This is a genomic window from Bradyrhizobium sp. SSBR45G (assembly GCF_030159255.1).
GTDB lineage: Bacteria > Pseudomonadota > Alphaproteobacteria > Rhizobiales > Xanthobacteraceae > Bradyrhizobium.
Genome location: NZ_BSCT01000005.1, coordinates 129,120 through 143,476, shown reverse-complemented (window position 1 = coordinate 143,476; position 14,357 = coordinate 129,120). Strand labels below are relative to the sequence as shown.

Annotated in this window: 15 protein-coding genes; 1 reads left to right on the top strand and 14 read right to left on the bottom strand. The window is 67.0% G+C overall.

Annotated features, from left to right (window positions below):
- Window positions 1-20: 20 nt before the first annotated feature.
- From QQL87_RS08755 to obgE, 11 genes are all read right to left on the bottom strand, one after another.
- Window positions 21-527, bottom strand: coding sequence for an RNA pyrophosphohydrolase (locus QQL87_RS08755; protein ID WP_284417009.1), 507 nt, complete (start codon window positions 525-527; stop codon window positions 21-23).
- 134 nt (window positions 528-661) lie between these two features.
- A complete protein-coding gene (locus QQL87_RS08750; RefSeq protein ID WP_284417007.1) occupies window positions 662-1,168 on the bottom strand; it encodes an RNA pyrophosphohydrolase in 507 nt (168 codons plus the stop codon).
- An 84-nt stretch (window positions 1,169-1,252) separates the two neighbouring features.
- Entirely contained in the window at window positions 1,253-2,470 is a 1,218-nt protein-coding gene (locus QQL87_RS08745; RefSeq protein WP_284417005.1) for a divergent polysaccharide deacetylase family protein, read from the bottom strand.
- Window positions 2,471-2,639: 169 nt separating this feature from the next.
- Window positions 2,640-3,992: a S41 family peptidase gene (locus tag QQL87_RS08740; protein WP_284417003.1), complete on the bottom strand. Its 1,353-nt coding sequence runs from the start codon at window positions 3,990-3,992 to the stop codon at window positions 2,640-2,642.
- Window positions 3,989-5,359, bottom strand: coding sequence for a murein hydrolase activator EnvC family protein (locus tag QQL87_RS08735; protein ID WP_284417000.1), 1,371 nt, complete (start codon window positions 5,357-5,359; stop codon window positions 3,989-3,991). Before QQL87_RS08735 ends, QQL87_RS08740 begins: the two co-directional genes overlap by 4 nt.
- A gap of 33 nt (window positions 5,360-5,392) precedes the next feature.
- The gene (rlmH, locus tag QQL87_RS08730; RefSeq protein ID WP_284416998.1) at window positions 5,393-5,875 is read right to left on the bottom strand and encodes a 23S rRNA (pseudouridine(1915)-N(3))-methyltransferase RlmH; all 483 of its coding nucleotides are present in this window, start codon (window positions 5,873-5,875) and stop codon (window positions 5,393-5,395) included.
- A gap of 46 nt (window positions 5,876-5,921) precedes the next feature.
- A complete protein-coding gene (rsfS, locus tag QQL87_RS08725) occupies window positions 5,922-6,278 on the bottom strand; it encodes a ribosome silencing factor (RefSeq protein WP_284416996.1) in 357 nt (118 codons plus the stop codon).
- A 357-nt stretch (window positions 6,279-6,635) separates the two neighbouring features.
- Window positions 6,636-7,259 carry a nicotinate-nucleotide adenylyltransferase gene (locus QQL87_RS08720; RefSeq protein WP_284417228.1) on the bottom strand — a complete coding sequence of 208 codons (624 nt, stop codon included), beginning with the start codon at window positions 7,257-7,259 and terminating at the stop codon, window positions 6,636-6,638.
- Window positions 7,260-7,325: 66 nt separating this feature from the next.
- Entirely contained in the window at window positions 7,326-8,615 is a 1,290-nt protein-coding gene (locus tag QQL87_RS08715) for a glutamate-5-semialdehyde dehydrogenase (RefSeq protein ID WP_284416994.1), read from the bottom strand.
- 74 nt (window positions 8,616-8,689) lie between these two features.
- Window positions 8,690-9,826 carry a glutamate 5-kinase gene (gene proB / locus QQL87_RS08710; RefSeq protein WP_284416993.1) on the bottom strand — a complete coding sequence of 379 codons (1,137 nt, stop codon included), beginning with the start codon at window positions 9,824-9,826 and terminating at the stop codon, window positions 8,690-8,692.
- A gap of 350 nt (window positions 9,827-10,176) precedes the next feature.
- Window positions 10,177-11,247 carry a GTPase ObgE gene (gene obgE, locus QQL87_RS08705; protein ID WP_284416992.1) on the bottom strand — a complete coding sequence of 357 codons (1,071 nt, stop codon included), beginning with the start codon at window positions 11,245-11,247 and terminating at the stop codon, window positions 10,177-10,179.
- 211 nt (window positions 11,248-11,458) lie between these two features.
- Between obgE and QQL87_RS08700 the strand changes: the two genes are divergently transcribed.
- The gene (locus QQL87_RS08700) at window positions 11,459-12,376 is read left to right on the top strand and encodes a DMT family transporter (RefSeq protein WP_284416991.1); all 918 of its coding nucleotides are present in this window, start codon (window positions 11,459-11,461) and stop codon (window positions 12,374-12,376) included.
- A gap of 183 nt (window positions 12,377-12,559) precedes the next feature.
- On the opposite strand, the gene QQL87_RS08695 is transcribed toward QQL87_RS08700, so the two are convergent.
- The 3 genes from QQL87_RS08695 to rplU form a co-directional block, all read right to left on the bottom strand.
- The gene (locus tag QQL87_RS08695) at window positions 12,560-13,150 is read right to left on the bottom strand and encodes a GNAT family N-acetyltransferase (protein ID WP_284416989.1); all 591 of its coding nucleotides are present in this window, start codon (window positions 13,148-13,150) and stop codon (window positions 12,560-12,562) included.
- 142 nt (window positions 13,151-13,292) lie between these two features.
- On the bottom strand, window positions 13,293-13,562 hold the full coding sequence (gene rpmA / locus QQL87_RS08690; RefSeq protein ID WP_284416987.1) for a 50S ribosomal protein L27: 270 nt from the start codon (window positions 13,560-13,562) through the stop codon (window positions 13,293-13,295).
- A gap of 138 nt (window positions 13,563-13,700) precedes the next feature.
- The gene (gene rplU / locus QQL87_RS08685) at window positions 13,701-14,084 is read right to left on the bottom strand and encodes a 50S ribosomal protein L21 (RefSeq protein ID WP_284416985.1); all 384 of its coding nucleotides are present in this window, start codon (window positions 14,082-14,084) and stop codon (window positions 13,701-13,703) included.
- Window positions 14,085-14,357 lie beyond the last annotated feature (273 nt).

Genomic DNA, 14,357 nt, shown 5'->3' with positions numbered 1-14,357 from the left:
GCCCGACCTCCTAACCAGTCTCAGTCGCCCGTTGCCGCGAGATGCGCGAACGCCTGCGCCACCGCGCGGTAGACCTCGCGGCGGAACGGCACGACCAGCTCGGGCAGGCGCGCCAGCCGTTCCCAGCGCCAGGCGTCGAATTCGGCCGGCTGGCCGTTGCGCGGCGTGACCGGATCGATGTCGGCCTCGCGCCCGGTGAAGCGCATCGCGAACCATTTCTGGCGCTGGCCTCGGAAGCGCGCCAGCCGGTGGTTCGGATCCTCGAACGGGGGAAACTCGTAGGTCAGCCAGTCGGTCTCGCCGAGGACGTCGGCATCGCGGATGCCGGTCTCCTCCCACAGCTCGCGCCGCGCGGCGGCCTGCAGGTCCTCGCCCGGATCGACGCCGCCCTGCGGCATCTGCCATTCCAAACCCGGCAGCACGATCTCCGGCCCGTCATCGCGGAAGCGGCGGCCCAGGAACACGAGGCCCTCGGCGTTGAGCAGGGCGATCCCGACATTGGGACGATAGGGTCTGTTTTCGGTCATGCTGATATCCGTCGGCTGGGGCTTCGCATGGCAACCCATTGTGACGGCGTTGTCGCGACGCATCTGCAGAGATTCTTTGCAGTGCGAGCGTAGCACATGGGGGGCCGGCGCAGCGCAGTCCGACGCGATTCAGATCAGGTGCCCGCCAGCGCGGTGAACTCCTTGACGACGCGCTCATAGACCGGCCGCTTGAACGGGACGATCAGGGTGGGCAGGTTCTTCATCGGCTCCCAGCGCCAGGTGATGAACTCGGCCTTGTGGTGGCCGCCGCCGGGCCGCTCGACGTCGATCTCGGTATCCGCGCCGGTGAAGCGCAGCGCGAACCATTTCTGCCGCTGGCCGCGATAGCGGCCCTTCCAGGCGCGGCCAGCCACCGTGCGGGGGATGTCATAGGTCAGCCAGTCGTCGATCTCGGCCAGCTTCTCGACCGAGCGGACACTGGTCTCCTCGTAGAGCTCGCGCTGGGCGGCCTGCCAGGCGTCCTCGCCGGGATCGACGCCGCCCTGCGGCATCTGCCAGACATGGGTGTCGTCGACATGTTCGATGCCGCCGGCGCGCCGGCCAATGAACACCAGCCCTTCCGAGTTGATCAGCGTGATGCCGACGCAGGTGCGGTAGGGCAGGTCCTCGTAGCGCGTCATTCCGTCTTGGCCTTCCTGCGTTGCCTCGGCTCCTCGCAAAGGCCCCGCGCTCACGTCGCCGCCGCCGCAGCAGCCGACGCCCGTTCAGTTCGATTTTGATTTCAGCATCGCGGTTGTCAATGGCACCAGCAGAATACCCTTGCGGTCGAGGCCCTTGATCCAGGTGCCGATGCGGTCGATCGAGACCGGCAGGGCCGATGCCGTGCCGACGGCGACGCCGCGCTCCTTGGCGAGACTCTCGAGCTTGGCCAGCGCATTGTCGATCTCGACCGGGGTCGGCACCGCATCGATGGCGACGTCGCCTTTTGCAAACGGCATGGCCCGGCCGGTGGCCAGCGATGCGGCCACGCTGCGCGGCGCGGCGCCGTCGTCGAACAGTGCCAGACCGCGCTTGGCGGCCTCGTTCACGATCGGCTGCATCGCCGCCTCGGTGGCGACGAAGCGCGCGCCCATGAAATTGCCGATGCCGACATACCCCTGCAGCCGGCTCATGTGCCAGAACAGCCGGTCGATGTTCTGGTCGGGTCCAAGCGTGGCGAGCAGCGTCTGCGGGCCCGGATCGTTGTCGGGATAATCATAAGGCTCCATCGGGACCTGCAGCAGGATCTCATGGCGCTGCGCCCGGGCGCGCTCGGCGAGCTTGGTCGGATCCGAGCCATAGGGCGTGAACGCCAGGGTCACCGCCGGAGGCAGCTTCATGATGGCATCGACGGTCTTCGCCGCGCCGACGCCGAGGCCGCCGATCACGATCGCAACGGACGGCATGCGCGCCGCCTTGGCGCGGTCGGAATCGGCGGCGTAGGCGGTGAACGGCTTCAATCCGTCGGCCATCACCGGAATCATGCCGTAGCGCGACTTCTCCAGCAGGCGCGGATCGACGCCCGGCATCTGGCTCGCCGGCGCGGCGGAGCCCGGCTCGGCCGTGTCGCTGCCACCACCGCCGATCGCCACCTCCTGGCGGGCGCCGCTGGAGCCGTCGATGATGGTCACGGTCTTGCGCTCGCCGCCCTCCGGCTTGGCCGCCGTGGCGGCGCCGTGGTCGGGCTTGGCGTCAGGCTTGGTCTCGGGTTTGGCGGCGGTCTTGTCGTCCGGCTTGGCGCCGTCGTTGATGGCAACCCGGCTGATCGGCTCGCCCCCGAGCGGATTGTCGCTGAACATCGCAAAGCCGGCGAAAACCACCAGGAACAGGCCAAGCAGCATCGCCAGGGCCTGGAGCGCCGTGAACGGAAGCCGAAGGCGGCGCCTGCGACGCTTCTCCGTCTGTCCAAGCGGGGCGCTCAGCTCGTCGGCCGTCTCTGTCATCGAAATTCCCGAATCAATCGGGTCGACGATACCACGGCAGGGATTCGGGCGCAGGGCCAGTGTCCGCGAGCCCGTAGATCGGCGGAGCCAGGGCGGACGCCGCGCTCAAAAGCAAAGGGCGGCCCCAAGGCCGCCCTTCAAACCAGATGTCACTGTTGCCAGAAGCGGCTTAGTTGGCGGCCTTGGCCGGCTTGTCGGCAGCGGCCTTCTCGGTCGGTGCCGGCGTGTTGGCGCTGTTCTTGATACCGTGGAGCAGGTCGGCCGCGAGCTTGAGCGCCTTGTCGTCCTTGGCATCCGGCGGCACGTAGGATTGCGAGCCGGTCTTCTCGTCGCCGTCGTTCTTGAGGTGACCGCGCAGCGACGCCTCACCCTTGGTGTCGGTGCGCGACTTCAGCTCATCCGGCACATCCTGCAGCACCTCGATATCAGGCACGATACCCTTGGCCTGGATCGACTTGCCCGACGGCGTGTAGTAGCGCGCGGTGGTCAGGCGCAGCGCGCCATTGCCGGCGCCGAGCGGGATGATGGTCTGCACCGATCCCTTGCCGAACGAGCGCGTGCCGACCAGGGTGGCGCGCTTGTGGTCCTGCAGCGCGCCGGCCACGATCTCCGAGGCGGAGGCCGAGCCACCGTTGATCAGCACGATCACCGGCTTGCCCTTGGTGAGGTCGCCGGAATGCGCGGTGCGGCGCTGCGTCTCCTCGGCATTGCGGCCGCGGGTCGAGACGATCTCGCCACGCTCCAGGAAGGCGTCGGAGACGGTGACCGCCTCTTCCAGCAGGCCACCCGGGTTGTTGCGCAGATCGATGATGTAGCCCTTCAGCTTGTCACCGATCGAGCCTTGAAGATCGGCTATGCTCTTCTTCAGGCCTTCGGTGGTCTGCTCGTTGAAGGTGGTGATGCGGATATAGGCGATGTCGTCGCTCTCGGGGCGCGAGCGCACCGAACGGACGCGAATGTTGTCGCGGGTCAGCGTCACGTCGAGCGGATTGTCGGCACCCTTGCGCACGACCTTCAGCTTGATCTTGGTGCCAACCGGGCCGCGCATCTTCTCGACCGCTTGGTTGAGGGTCAGGCCCTGCACCGCTTCATCGTCGAGATTGGTGATGATGTCGTTGGCCTGGATGCCGGCCTTCGAGGCCGGCGTGTCGTCGATCGGCGACACCACCTTGATCAGGCCGTCTTCCATCGTCACTTCGATGCCGAGGCCGCCGAACTCGCCGCGGGTCTGCACCTGCATGTCGCGGAAGCTCTTGGCATCCATGTAGCTCGAATGCGGATCAAGACCCGACAGCATGCCGCTGATCGCCGATTCGACGAGCTTCGAATCGTCGGGCTTCTCGACATAGTCGCTGCGCACGCGTTCGAATACGTCGCCGAACAAATTGAGCTGGCGATAGGTATCCGAGGTCGCGGCGCGCGCGGTCGATCCCATAAAGATCGCGCGCGGTTGCGACACGAACAGGGTCAATGCCGCACCGGTGGCCGCGCTCAGGAGAATTACCGAAGTCTTACGCATCATCCGCGTACCTTTTCGCCTTCATTTGCGGCCCACCATGGGCCTGGATCGATCGGAGTGCCGTCCTTGCGGAACTCAACATAGAGCACTGGTTGACTCGCATTCGTTGCGAGAATGGAGGCGACCTGGGACGTCGTACCCATGGTCGCGACCGGCTCTCCCGTCTGAACAAACTGCCCGATGTTGACGGAAATGCGCTCCATCCCGGCGATCAAGACATGATACCCGCCACCGGCGTTGAGGATCAAGAGTTGTCCGTAGCTGCGGAAGGGGCCGGCGTAAACAACCCAGCCATCACACGGGGTTGTGACCTGGGCACCGGGACGGGCCGCCAAGGAAATGCCTTTATCGGAGCCGCCGGCACCGTCGGATGCGCCGAACTCCCGAATCCTGCTGCCGTTGACCGGATAGGTCAGCATGCCCTTGGTCGAGGCGAAGGCGATGGCGGGCGCCTTGCGGCTGGGATTGCGCAGCGCATTCGCGTCCGGCTTGGCGTTGACCGGGACGCCCTGCAGGCTGGCCGTCGAGGCGGCCTTGGCCGCGCTCTTGAGGTCGAGCTCCATGGTCGTGATCAGGCTTTGCAGCGAGTCGATCTGCTGGGCGAGCATCGCCGCGCGGGCGCTCTCGGCCTCCATGTCCTTCTCGGCGGAGCTCTGCTTGCGCTGGCGCTCGTCCACGAGCGCGGCAAGCCGGGTCTGGTCGGTCCGCAGCTTGTCGCGGTCGGTGCCGAGCCTGTCGCGCTCGGATGCGATGGTCTTGCGGATGGCGACGAGCTCGCCGAGATCGGTCGAGAGCTTTTCGGCGCGGCTGCGCATCTCGGGAATCACCGAGCCCAGCAGCATGGCGGTGCGCAACGACTGCAGGGCGTCCTCGGGGCGAACCAGCAGGGCCGGCGGGCTGCGCCGGCCGGCACGCTGCAGCGCGGCCAGCACCTCGATGATCTCGGTCCGCCGCGCCTCGAGCGAGTTGCGCAGATCCTGCTCGCGGCCGTCGAGCCCGCGCAGCCGCGTCTCGGCCTCGCCAACGCGAATCTCGACGCTGCGCACCTGGGCTGCGACGTCGATCAGCTGCTGATTGAGCTTGCCGCGGTCCTCGCCGAGCGCGGCGATGTCGGCCTTCAGGCGCTCCTGGGCCTCGGCCGCGGCCTTCTGCGCGGCGCGCGCGGCTTCCAGCTCCTGCTCGCGCTGCTTCAACTGCTCGGGCGTCGGCGGCGTTGGTGAGGAGGTACCGCTGATGGAGGGACGAAGTCCGGTCTGCGCCATCGCCGGCGCGACGGTTGCGGCCATCAGCAAAGCGATCACCGACGCGCTGCGCGCCCGGCCATGGCGGACGGGGATTGGCAAGCGAGAAAGGGGCCGCGCGACGAACATCGACGTCCTTATTGTGCTCCCGTCGTCCTTGTTTCAAGCGCGGTGATAGGGGTGACCCGCCAGGATCGTAGCAGTACGGTAAATCTGCTCGAGCAAAAGGACGCGGACGATCTGGTGCGGCCACGTCGCAGCTCCGAACGCGACCCCAAGCTTGGCTCTGCGCCGCAATTCAGGCGAAAGTCCGTCGGCCCCGCCGATCACGAAGGTGGTCGCAGCGGCGCCTTCGTCCCGCCAGCGTCCGAGGTGACCCGCAAAGGTTGTGCTGTCGATGTTCTGTCCCCGCTCGTCCAGGCAGACCAGGACGGACTTGTCGGGGATGGCCGCGCCGATTGCGGCTGCTTCCTCAGCGATCCGGGTCGCGGCGTCGCGCGCTCGGCTCTCTGGAAGCTCATGGATATCGAGGCCGCGGAAGCCAAGCTTGCGGCCGATGTCGTCAAAGCGCTCGCGGTAGCGCTCCGCGAGCTCCCGCTCCGGACCCTGCTTCAACCGGCCGACGGCCACCACGACAATGCGCATGGGCACGCACTAGCACGTGCACCGCGCGATTTGCAGCCTGCCGCGCCTACAACGTCTTCGCCGGGTTCGGCCCCTGCGTCCACAACCGCTCGAGGTTGTAGAACTCACGGACCTCAGGCCTGAACACGTGCACGATCACGTCGCCGGAATCGATCAGAACCCAATCGCAATTGGGCAGTCCCTCGATGTGCACCTTCTTGGTGCCGGCTTCCTTCAGGCCCTTGGCGACGTTTTCCGCGATCGAGCCGACGTGCCGGTTCGAGCGGCCCGTGGTGATGACCATGTAGTCGGAATACGCCGATTTGCCGTGAAGATCGATGGTGACCGTCTCCTCCGCCTTCATGTCGTCGAGGCGGGAGAGGATCGTGCGCAGGGTCTTGTCGGCGTCGGGTTGCGCCTGCAAGGCCGCATCGTCGGTCGAAGTCTTACGCGTCGACTTTGCAGTCGCTGACTTGGCCGCCGCTGACTTGGAAGCCGCTGACTTGGAAGCCGCTGACTTGGATGTCGTTGCCTTCGTCTTCGGTAAGGCCGACTGGGACAATACAGATGTGGTCAGGGACCATTCCTTTCACTGTATCGCAGGCCCGAATCCATGAGGGCCTGCTGACCATACTAGGCATGTGGGGGGCATGGTTTCAACAATCCAGTCCCCCCGGTTGACCGGTCCGGCATTTCGACCAGCCGACCCGCCTCGGACCATGACGGGCCAGCTCTTCCATGCACATCCGATGCCGCCCGGACGGAGCCCGCGCATCGCCGCTCACAACGACTTCCAGCTGCCGTCCGGGTTCCTGAGCCCGGTGGACGACAGGCTCATTTTGAGCCCGGTGAGGTAGACCCAGGCCGGTGCCGTCCGGCCGGCCAGCTGGCTCGCTTGCGCCTCCGGAATTCGGTACCGCGCCAGCGCGCGTGCGGCCGGTGCATTCAGGGCGCGGAAGCTGCGGGGCGGACGGTCGACCACGGCAATGGGAACCTGGGCCGCGATGTGCTGCCACTTCTGCCAGCGATGGAACTGCGCGAGATTGTCGGCGCCCATGATCCACACGAAGCGCAGGCGCGAGGCGCGGCGGCGCAGGTAATCGATCGTATCGGCAGTGTAGCGGGTGCCAATGACGGATTCGAGACAGCTGATCTCGATGCGCGGATCGGCTGCGACCTTGCGTGCGGCGGCCGCGCGTTCGGCCAGCGCATGCAGCCCGCCATTGTCCTTGAGCGGATTGCCCGGCGTCACCAGCCACCAGACGCGGTCGAGCTGCAGCCGCTTCAGCGCAAACAGGCTGATCGCGCGGTGCGCCTGGTGCGGTGGATTGAACGAGCCGCCGAGCAGGCCGACGCGCATGCCGTCGCTATGGGGCGGCAAGGCTTGGCGGATCGCAAGGCGCATGGCGGTGTCGTCGGTCACGGCTGCCACCGCCTGCTGCTCGCTCAACTCAACCACAGGGTGCGGCGATCATGGCCGCGTCTGCCCGGTGCCGTGAATCCGGTATTTGAAGCTGGTCAGCTGCTCGACGCCGACCGGCCCGCGTGCATGGAACTTGCCCGTCGCAATGCCGATTTCAGCGCCAAAGCCGAACTCGCCGCCGTCGGCGAACTGGGTCGAGGCGTTGTGCAGCACGATCGCCGAGTCGACCTCGTTGAGGAACTTGTCGGCCGCACCCTTGTCGTCGGTGACGATCGCATCGGTGTGGTGCGAGCCGTGCGCGTGGATGTGGGCGATCGCGCCCTCCACGCCATCGACGAGCTTCGCTGCGATGATCGCGTCGAGATATTCGGTGTCCCAATCCTCGTCCGAGGCCGGCTTCACCCGCGTATCCGCCGCGCGGACGGCCGCATCGCCGCGCACTTCGCAGCCAGCGCCGATCAGCATCTCGACCAGCGGCTTGATCTTGTCCTGTGACGCGCGATCGATCAGCAGCGTCTCAGCCGCACCGCAGACGCCGGTCCGGCGCATCTTGGCGTTCAGCACGATCGACTTGGCCATCTCGAGATCGGCGGCGCCATCGACATAGACGTGGTTGACGCCTTCGAGATGCGCGAACACGGGCACGCGCGCCTCGGCCTCGACGCGCGCAACCAGGCTCTTGCCGCCGCGCGGCACGATGACGTCGACGCCGCCGTTGAGGCCGGACAGCAGCAGGCCGACCGCAGCGCGATCGCGCGTCGGCACCAGCGTGATCGCGGCGTCCGGCAGGCCCGCTTCGCGCAGGCCCTCGACGAGACATTCATGGATCGCCCGGCAGGAGCGGAACGAGTCCGAGCCGCCGCGCAGGATCACCGCATTGCCGGACTTCAAGCACAGCACGCCGGCATCGGCTGCGACGTTGGGGCGGCTCTCGAAGATCACGGCGATGACGCCGAGCGGCACCCGCACGCGCTCGATGGTCATGCCGTTCGGCCGCTGCCAGCTCTCGGTGACGACGCCGACGGGATCGGCGACGCCACGCACGGTCGCGATGCCGTCGGCCATCGCGGCGACGCGGGCCGGTGTCAGGGTCAGGCGGTCGAGGAAGGACGAGGTCATGCCGGCGGCCTTCGCCTCGGCGACATCCTCGGCATTGGCGGCGATGATGGCGTCAGCGCGGGCGCGGATCAGCCGCTCCATCGCCTCCAGCGCCCGGTTCTTCTGCTCCGGCGGCGCCAGCGACAGCACCCGGGCGGCCGCACGGGCACGCTTGGCGAGGTCGTTCATCAGGACGGGCAGATCGGCGCTGCCGTCGATGGCTTTCAGAGGCGCGGTCATGGGCGTTTCAACCTTGAATTAAGGCTCTCCAGTAGCACGGAATTTGGCCGTTTGCGAACGCTGGTACCGCGGCCTCAGGCCGGGCCGGCACCCGCTGGGCCGATCACCAGGTCGTCGCGATGGATCATCTCGGCGCGGCCGGACATGCCGAGAATGACGGCGACATCGGGCGAGGAGCGGCCCTTGATGCGGTCGGCATCGTCGGCGTCGTAGGCGACCAGGCCGCGGCCGATCTCATGGGTATCGAGATCGCGCACCACGACGGCGTCGCCGCGGGCAAACTGGCCGTCGATGCGGACCACGCCCGCCGGCAGCAGGCTCTTGCCGGCGCGCAGCGCGGTGACGGCGCCGGCGTCGATCGTCAGCGTACCCTTGGGCTCGAGCGAGCCGGCGATCCAGCGTTTTCGCGCCGTCACGGGGTTGGCCGGCGTCAGGAACCAGGTGCAGCGGCCGCCATTTGCGATCGCCGCCAGCGGATGCTCGATCTTGCCGGAGGCGATCAGCATGTGGGTGCCGCCGGTCGTGGCGATCTTGGCGGCCTCGATCTTGGTGAGCATGCCGCCGCGGGAGAATTCCGACGCCGCGCTGCCGGCCATGGCCTCGATGTCGGCGGTGATGCTTTCGACCACCGGGATCAGCCGCGCGTTCGGATCCCGTGCGGGCGGGGCGGTGTAGAGGCCGTCGATGTCCGACAGCAGCACCAGGAGATCGGCGCTGGCCATGGTGGCGACGCGGGCGGCGAGGCGGTCATTGTCGCCATAGCGGATTTCGGCGGTCGCCACTGTGTCGTTCTCGTTGATGACCGGCACCGCGCGCCACTCCAGCAGCTTGGCAATGGTCGATCGGGCATTGAGATAGCGGCGGCGCTCCTCGGTGTCCTGCAGGGTCACCAGGATCTGTCCCGCGCCGATGCCGTGGGCGCCGAGCACCTCCGACCAGATCCGCGCCAGCGCAATCTGCCCGACCGCGGCGGCGGCCTGGCTTTCCTCCAGCTTCAGCGGCCCGCGCGGCAGCTTCAATCGGCTGCGGCCGAGCGCGATTGAGCCCGAAGACACCACCAGCAGCTCACAGCCACGGCCATGCAGCCGCGCAATGTCGGCGGCGAGTGCGGCCAGCCAGGAGGTGCGGACTTCACCTGCCTCGGAATCGACCAGCAGCGACGAGCCGACCTTGACGACGATGCGGCGGAAGTTTTCGAGACGCGGTGCCATGGTGAGTTCGGCCAGAGTCAGCGGCGTTGAGCAAACATTGCAGGATTGATCGGAGCCGACGCCACGAGGCCGGTGCGCTCCCCTCCCCCTTGCGGGGAGGGGTCGGGGGTGGGGGCCACACGGCAAGACCACCGTTGGGGCACCCCCCTCCCCAACCCTCTCCCGCAAGGGGGGAGGGAGCGCACTGAATGCGCGACGAGAGCTTCCAAGAATCTGATCGAATGCGTGCTCCGGGCGGCCCTTCAGGGTGATAGGAGACGAATGCGTTGCAGCGAGTTATGCGACGGCCGCAGCCTGCGAGGCAAGGCTGGAGTCAAGCAAGGCTGGAGTGAAGCAAGGCTGGCGTCGGCTCAGCCCTGCGGTGGCAGCGGCGCCGCCCATGGCTCCTCGGTCGCGGCGCTCTCGGTCGTGCTCTTGGCCTTGATCGACACCGGCTGCTCACTGATCACGTCGGCGAGCTTGCGCAGCGCGTCCTTGACGCCCTCGCCGGTCGCACCGGAGATCAGCAGCGGCGTCTTCTTGGCGGCGCGCTTCAGCCGGTCCTTCTGCTTCTTCAGCTCGTCCGGGTCGACCGCATCGATCTTGTTGAGCGCGACGATCTCGATCTTGTCGGTCAGCTCGCCGCCATAGGCATCGAGCTCCTGCCGCACGGTCTTGTAGGCCTTGCCCGCGTGCTCGCAGGTGGCGTCGACCAGATGCAGCAGCACGCGGCAGCGCTCGACATGGCCGAGGAAGCGGTCGCCGAGACCGGCGCCCTCATGCGCGCCCTCGATCAGGCCGGGGATGTCGGCCAGCACGAATTCGCGGCCGTCGGCGTTCACGACGCCGAGCTGCGGGTGCAGGGTGGTGAACGGATAGTCGGCGATCTTCGGCTTGGCGGCCGAGACCTTGGACAGGAAGGTCGATTTGCCGGCGTTGGGCAGCCCGACCAGGCCGGCGTCGGCGATCAGCTTCATCCGCAGCCAGATCCAGCGCTCCTCGCCGGGCTGGCCGGGATTGGCATTGCGCGGCGCCCGGTTGGTCGGCGACTTGAAGTGGGCGTTGCCGAAGCCGCCATTGCCGCCCTCGGCGAGCACGAAGCGCTCACCGACCGTGGTGAAGTCATGGATCAGGGTCTCGCGGTCCTCGTCGAAGATCTGCGTGCCGACGGGAACCTTCAGCACCACGGACTTGCCGCCTGCGCCATGGCAGTCCTTGCCGGACCCGTTTCCGCCCCTCTGGGCCTTGAAATGCTGCTGGTAGCGGTAATCGATCAGGGTGTTCAGTCCGTCGACGGCCTCGATCACGACATCGCCGCCGCGGCCGCCATTGCCGCCGTTCGGACCGCCGAACTCGATGAACTTCTCGCGCCGGAACGCAACGCAACCGTTGCCGCCGTCGCCGGAGCGCACATACACCTTGGCTTCATCGAGGAATTTCATGATGCGCCCTACGTAGGCGAGGCGGGACCCCACGGCAACCGCGGAATGGGGTTAATTCGGCCGGAAGCCTTAATTTCGAGCGGCAACTCGGCCTTGCGCAAGGCTTAGACAAGGCTTGGACAAGCGTTGCGCATGGGTTGCGGCAGGGCTGCGTCACGCTTTCAGCGGAGGGGCTGGAGCCGCTCAGGCCGGGCTGATATGGCAGCCCATCATGAGCGTGCTGTCCCGAATCTCCACCGCGAATGACGAGCGCTCGGCGCGGCTGGCCGGCATCGGCCTGATGCTGCTGTCGATTTCGATGTTCTCGTTCGGCGATGCGCTGGGCAAGTTCCTGGTCTCGACCTATGCCGTCGGCCAGCTGCTTTGCTTGCGCGCCTGCGCGGCGCTGCTGCTGCTCGCGCCGTTCATCTGGCGCAACCGCAGCGCCTTCATGCGGCTGGAGCGGCCGTGGCTGCAACTCCTCCGCGTGGTGCTGTCCACGCTGGAGGTCGCGGCGTTCTTCCTCGCCACCGTCTATCTGCCGCTCGCCGACGTCATCACCTACTATCTCGCGGGACCGATCTTCGTCACCGCGCTATCGGCGCTGGTGCTGCGCGAGCATGTCGGCTGGCGGCGCTGGACGGCCATCCTGATCGGCTTCTGCGGCGTGCTGATCGCGCTCAGGCCCTCGGCGCAGACCTTCAGCCTGCCGGCGCTGATCGCGCTCGGTGGCAGCCTGTCGTTCGCGGTATTGATGCTGATCACGCGCAGCCTGCGGTCGACGCCGGACATCGTGATGGCGTCGTCGCAGTTCGTCGGCACCTTCCTGCTGGGAGCTGCGATGGCGCCGTTCGGCTGGGTCACGCCGACGCCCGGCAGCCTCGTGATGTTCGCCGCCGCCGGCATCATCTCGGTCACCGCGCTGTTCTGCGTCAACCGCTCGCTGAAGCTCGCGCCGGCCTCGGTGGTCGTGCCCTATCAGTACACGATGATCGTCTGGGCCGTGCTGTTCGGCTTCGCCGTATTCGGCGACGTGCCGCACCCAGCGACGATCGTCGGCGCGACCATCATCATCGGTGCGGGGCTGTACATCTACCTGCGCGAACGCAGCCTGGGGCAGGGACAGGGTGCGGTGAATCCGCCGGTGTGAGCGAGCGTTTGGCAAGGCGCTCGCCGCAGAATTCGGTGTCGTCCCTGCGAACGCAGGGACCCATAACCACCGTCGGGGTGGCGGGAGCAGGCTGTTGCTCCAGAGATCGCAAAACCAAATCCTGTGGTTATGGGTCCCCGCGTTCGCGGGGACGACACCTTTTGCTGAACTTGGAGCCGGGCCTTATCCGCGCCGCCCCGTATTCGCCCAGGCCTTCAGCGAGGCCCACACGCCGCGGGTCAGGCGAAAAGCGTCGACGGGCGCCGATGAGCCAAGCACGTCGAACCGATGCAGCTCGACGCCGGTCCATTGGAAGCCGCACTTCTCCAGGATGTTGCGCGAGGCCGGGTTGCTGACGCGGGCATGGCCGATCAGGACGTCGTCCTCGCTCTCCTCGAAGAAATAGTCGATCGCCGCCCGCGCCGCCTCGGTGCCGAAGCCGCGGCCCCAATGCTCGACGCCGAGCCAATAGCCGAGCTCGGCCCGGCCTTGCGCGGAACGATTGATGCCCACGATGCCGATCGGGGCGTCGAGGTGCTCGATCAGAAACGCCGTTTCGCCGGTCTGCTCCAGCGCCCGCACGAAACGGGCGGCATCCACCTCCGAATAAGGGTGGGGCAGGCGGCGGGTGTTCTCGGCGATGCGCCTGTCATCGGCGAGCCGGGCGATGGCAGCGACGTCCGCGAGCACAGGCGGACGCAGCGTCAGCCGGGGTGTCTCGAGGACGCAAGGTCTCGCCTCGCGCAAGGTGGGAGTCGTGATGTCCTGCAGCATGTCGGGCTCCATCGACGCTTCGGGATCAGCTTCAGATCAGCGAAAATGAAAAGGGGAGGCCGGTTGTCCCGCCTCCCCTGGAGCCATCTGGCGCTCCGCCGGTTTGTCAGGACCCGGCGGACGCGTATCGTTCCACCGTATTCTACTCAGCAGCTTGGGCGGCTACCGGGCGTACCGAGATGAACGTGCGGTTGGCACGGTCATGAAACTCGACGACGCCCTCGATTTTCGCGAAGATCGTGTGATCCGTGCCCATGCCGACGTTGAGGCCGGGATGCCAGGTCGTGCCGCGCTGACGCGCAATGATGTTGCCGGGAATCACGCGCTCGCCGCCGAACGCCTTGACGCCGAGACGCTTGCCCTTGGAGTCGCGTCCGTTGCGGGATGAACCGCCTGCCTTTTTATGAGCCATCGCTCGTCTCCGATCTCTTGCGATCACCTTTAGCGCGATTCCGCCAAGGGATCATTCACATTTGCAAACCGCGCGGACGAAAAATCCGCGCATGATGAGGTTCAAGCCGGTGCGGCGCGCGACGCGCGCCAGCACGCCTTACTCGGCAGCCTCGGCCGCCGGAGCTTCCGCCTTGACCTTCTTGGGCCGCGGGCCCTTGGTCGGCTTGGCGTTGTCGGTCAGGATCTCGGTGACGCGGACCAGGGTCAGCTCGTCGCGGTATCCGCGCTTGCGGCGCGAGTTCTTGCGGCGGCGCTTCTTGAACGCGATCACCTTGGCGCCGCGCTTGTGGTCCAGCACCTCGACGGCCACGGACGCGCCAGCCACGGTCGGCAGTCCCAGCACCGGCGTGTCGCCACCGACCACCAGCACTTCGTTCAGCTGCACGATCGTCCCGGGCTCACCGTCGATCCTGCAAATCTCGAGCACATCATCCGGGACAACGCGGTATTGCTTGCCGCCGGTTTTGATGACTGCGAACATCGTTTTCATCCTTCGTGTTCGATCCCGGCCTCGAAGCCAGATGGCTCCGGGTCGGCTTCTTGTTCAGTCGTTATGGTTCATGGGGTCCGGCCCGATCGGGGCCAGCGTCGGCGCATCCCAGGCATCGAGGCCTGTCCGATACGCGCAACGACAATCGGCGCGAGAAGCTCGCGCCGGTCGATCGCGGGGTTATAGCGGCCGGGGACGGCGAGTCAAGGGAAGAGGGCGAATGGCGAATAGGGAGTAGCGAGTAGGGGAAGAGGGGAGCGGTAT

Excerpts from the sequence above, each read along its gene's own strand:
- rpmA (WP_284416987.1), bottom strand. The coding sequence starts at position 13,562 with ATGGCTCATAAAAAGGCAGGCGGTTCATCCCGCAACGGACGCGACTCC.
- QQL87_RS08745 (WP_284417005.1), bottom strand. The coding sequence starts at position 2,470 with ATGACAGAGACGGCCGACGAGCTGAGCGCCCCGCTTGGACAGACGGAG.
- QQL87_RS08695 (WP_284416989.1), bottom strand. The coding sequence starts at position 13,150 with ATGCTGCAGGACATCACGACTCCCACCTTGCGCGAGGCGAGACCTTGC.
- proB (WP_284416993.1), bottom strand. The coding sequence starts at position 9,826 with ATGGCACCGCGTCTCGAAAACTTCCGCCGCATCGTCGTCAAGGTCGGC.
- rlmH (WP_284416998.1), bottom strand. The coding sequence starts at position 5,875 with ATGCGCATTGTCGTGGTGGCCGTCGGCCGGTTGAAGCAGGGTCCGGAG.
- QQL87_RS08720 (WP_284417228.1), bottom strand. The coding sequence starts at position 7,259 with ATGCGCCTTGCGATCCGCCAAGCCTTGCCGCCCCATAGCGACGGCATG.
- QQL87_RS08755 (WP_284417009.1), bottom strand. The coding sequence starts at position 527 with ATGACCGAAAACAGACCCTATCGTCCCAATGTCGGGATCGCCCTGCTC.
- QQL87_RS08735 (WP_284417000.1), bottom strand. The coding sequence starts at position 5,359 with ATGTTCGTCGCGCGGCCCCTTTCTCGCTTGCCAATCCCCGTCCGCCAT.
- QQL87_RS08750 (WP_284417007.1), bottom strand. The coding sequence starts at position 1,168 with ATGACGCGCTACGAGGACCTGCCCTACCGCACCTGCGTCGGCATCACG.
- QQL87_RS08700 (WP_284416991.1), top strand. The coding sequence starts at position 11,459 with ATGAGCGTGCTGTCCCGAATCTCCACCGCGAATGACGAGCGCTCGGCG.
- QQL87_RS08740 (WP_284417003.1), bottom strand. The coding sequence starts at position 3,992 with ATGATGCGTAAGACTTCGGTAATTCTCCTGAGCGCGGCCACCGGTGCG.
- QQL87_RS08715 (WP_284416994.1), bottom strand. The coding sequence starts at position 8,615 with ATGACCGCGCCTCTGAAAGCCATCGACGGCAGCGCCGATCTGCCCGTC.
- obgE (WP_284416992.1), bottom strand. The coding sequence starts at position 11,247 with ATGAAATTCCTCGATGAAGCCAAGGTGTATGTGCGCTCCGGCGACGGC.
- rplU (WP_284416985.1), bottom strand. The coding sequence starts at position 14,084 with ATGTTCGCAGTCATCAAAACCGGCGGCAAGCAATACCGCGTTGTCCCG.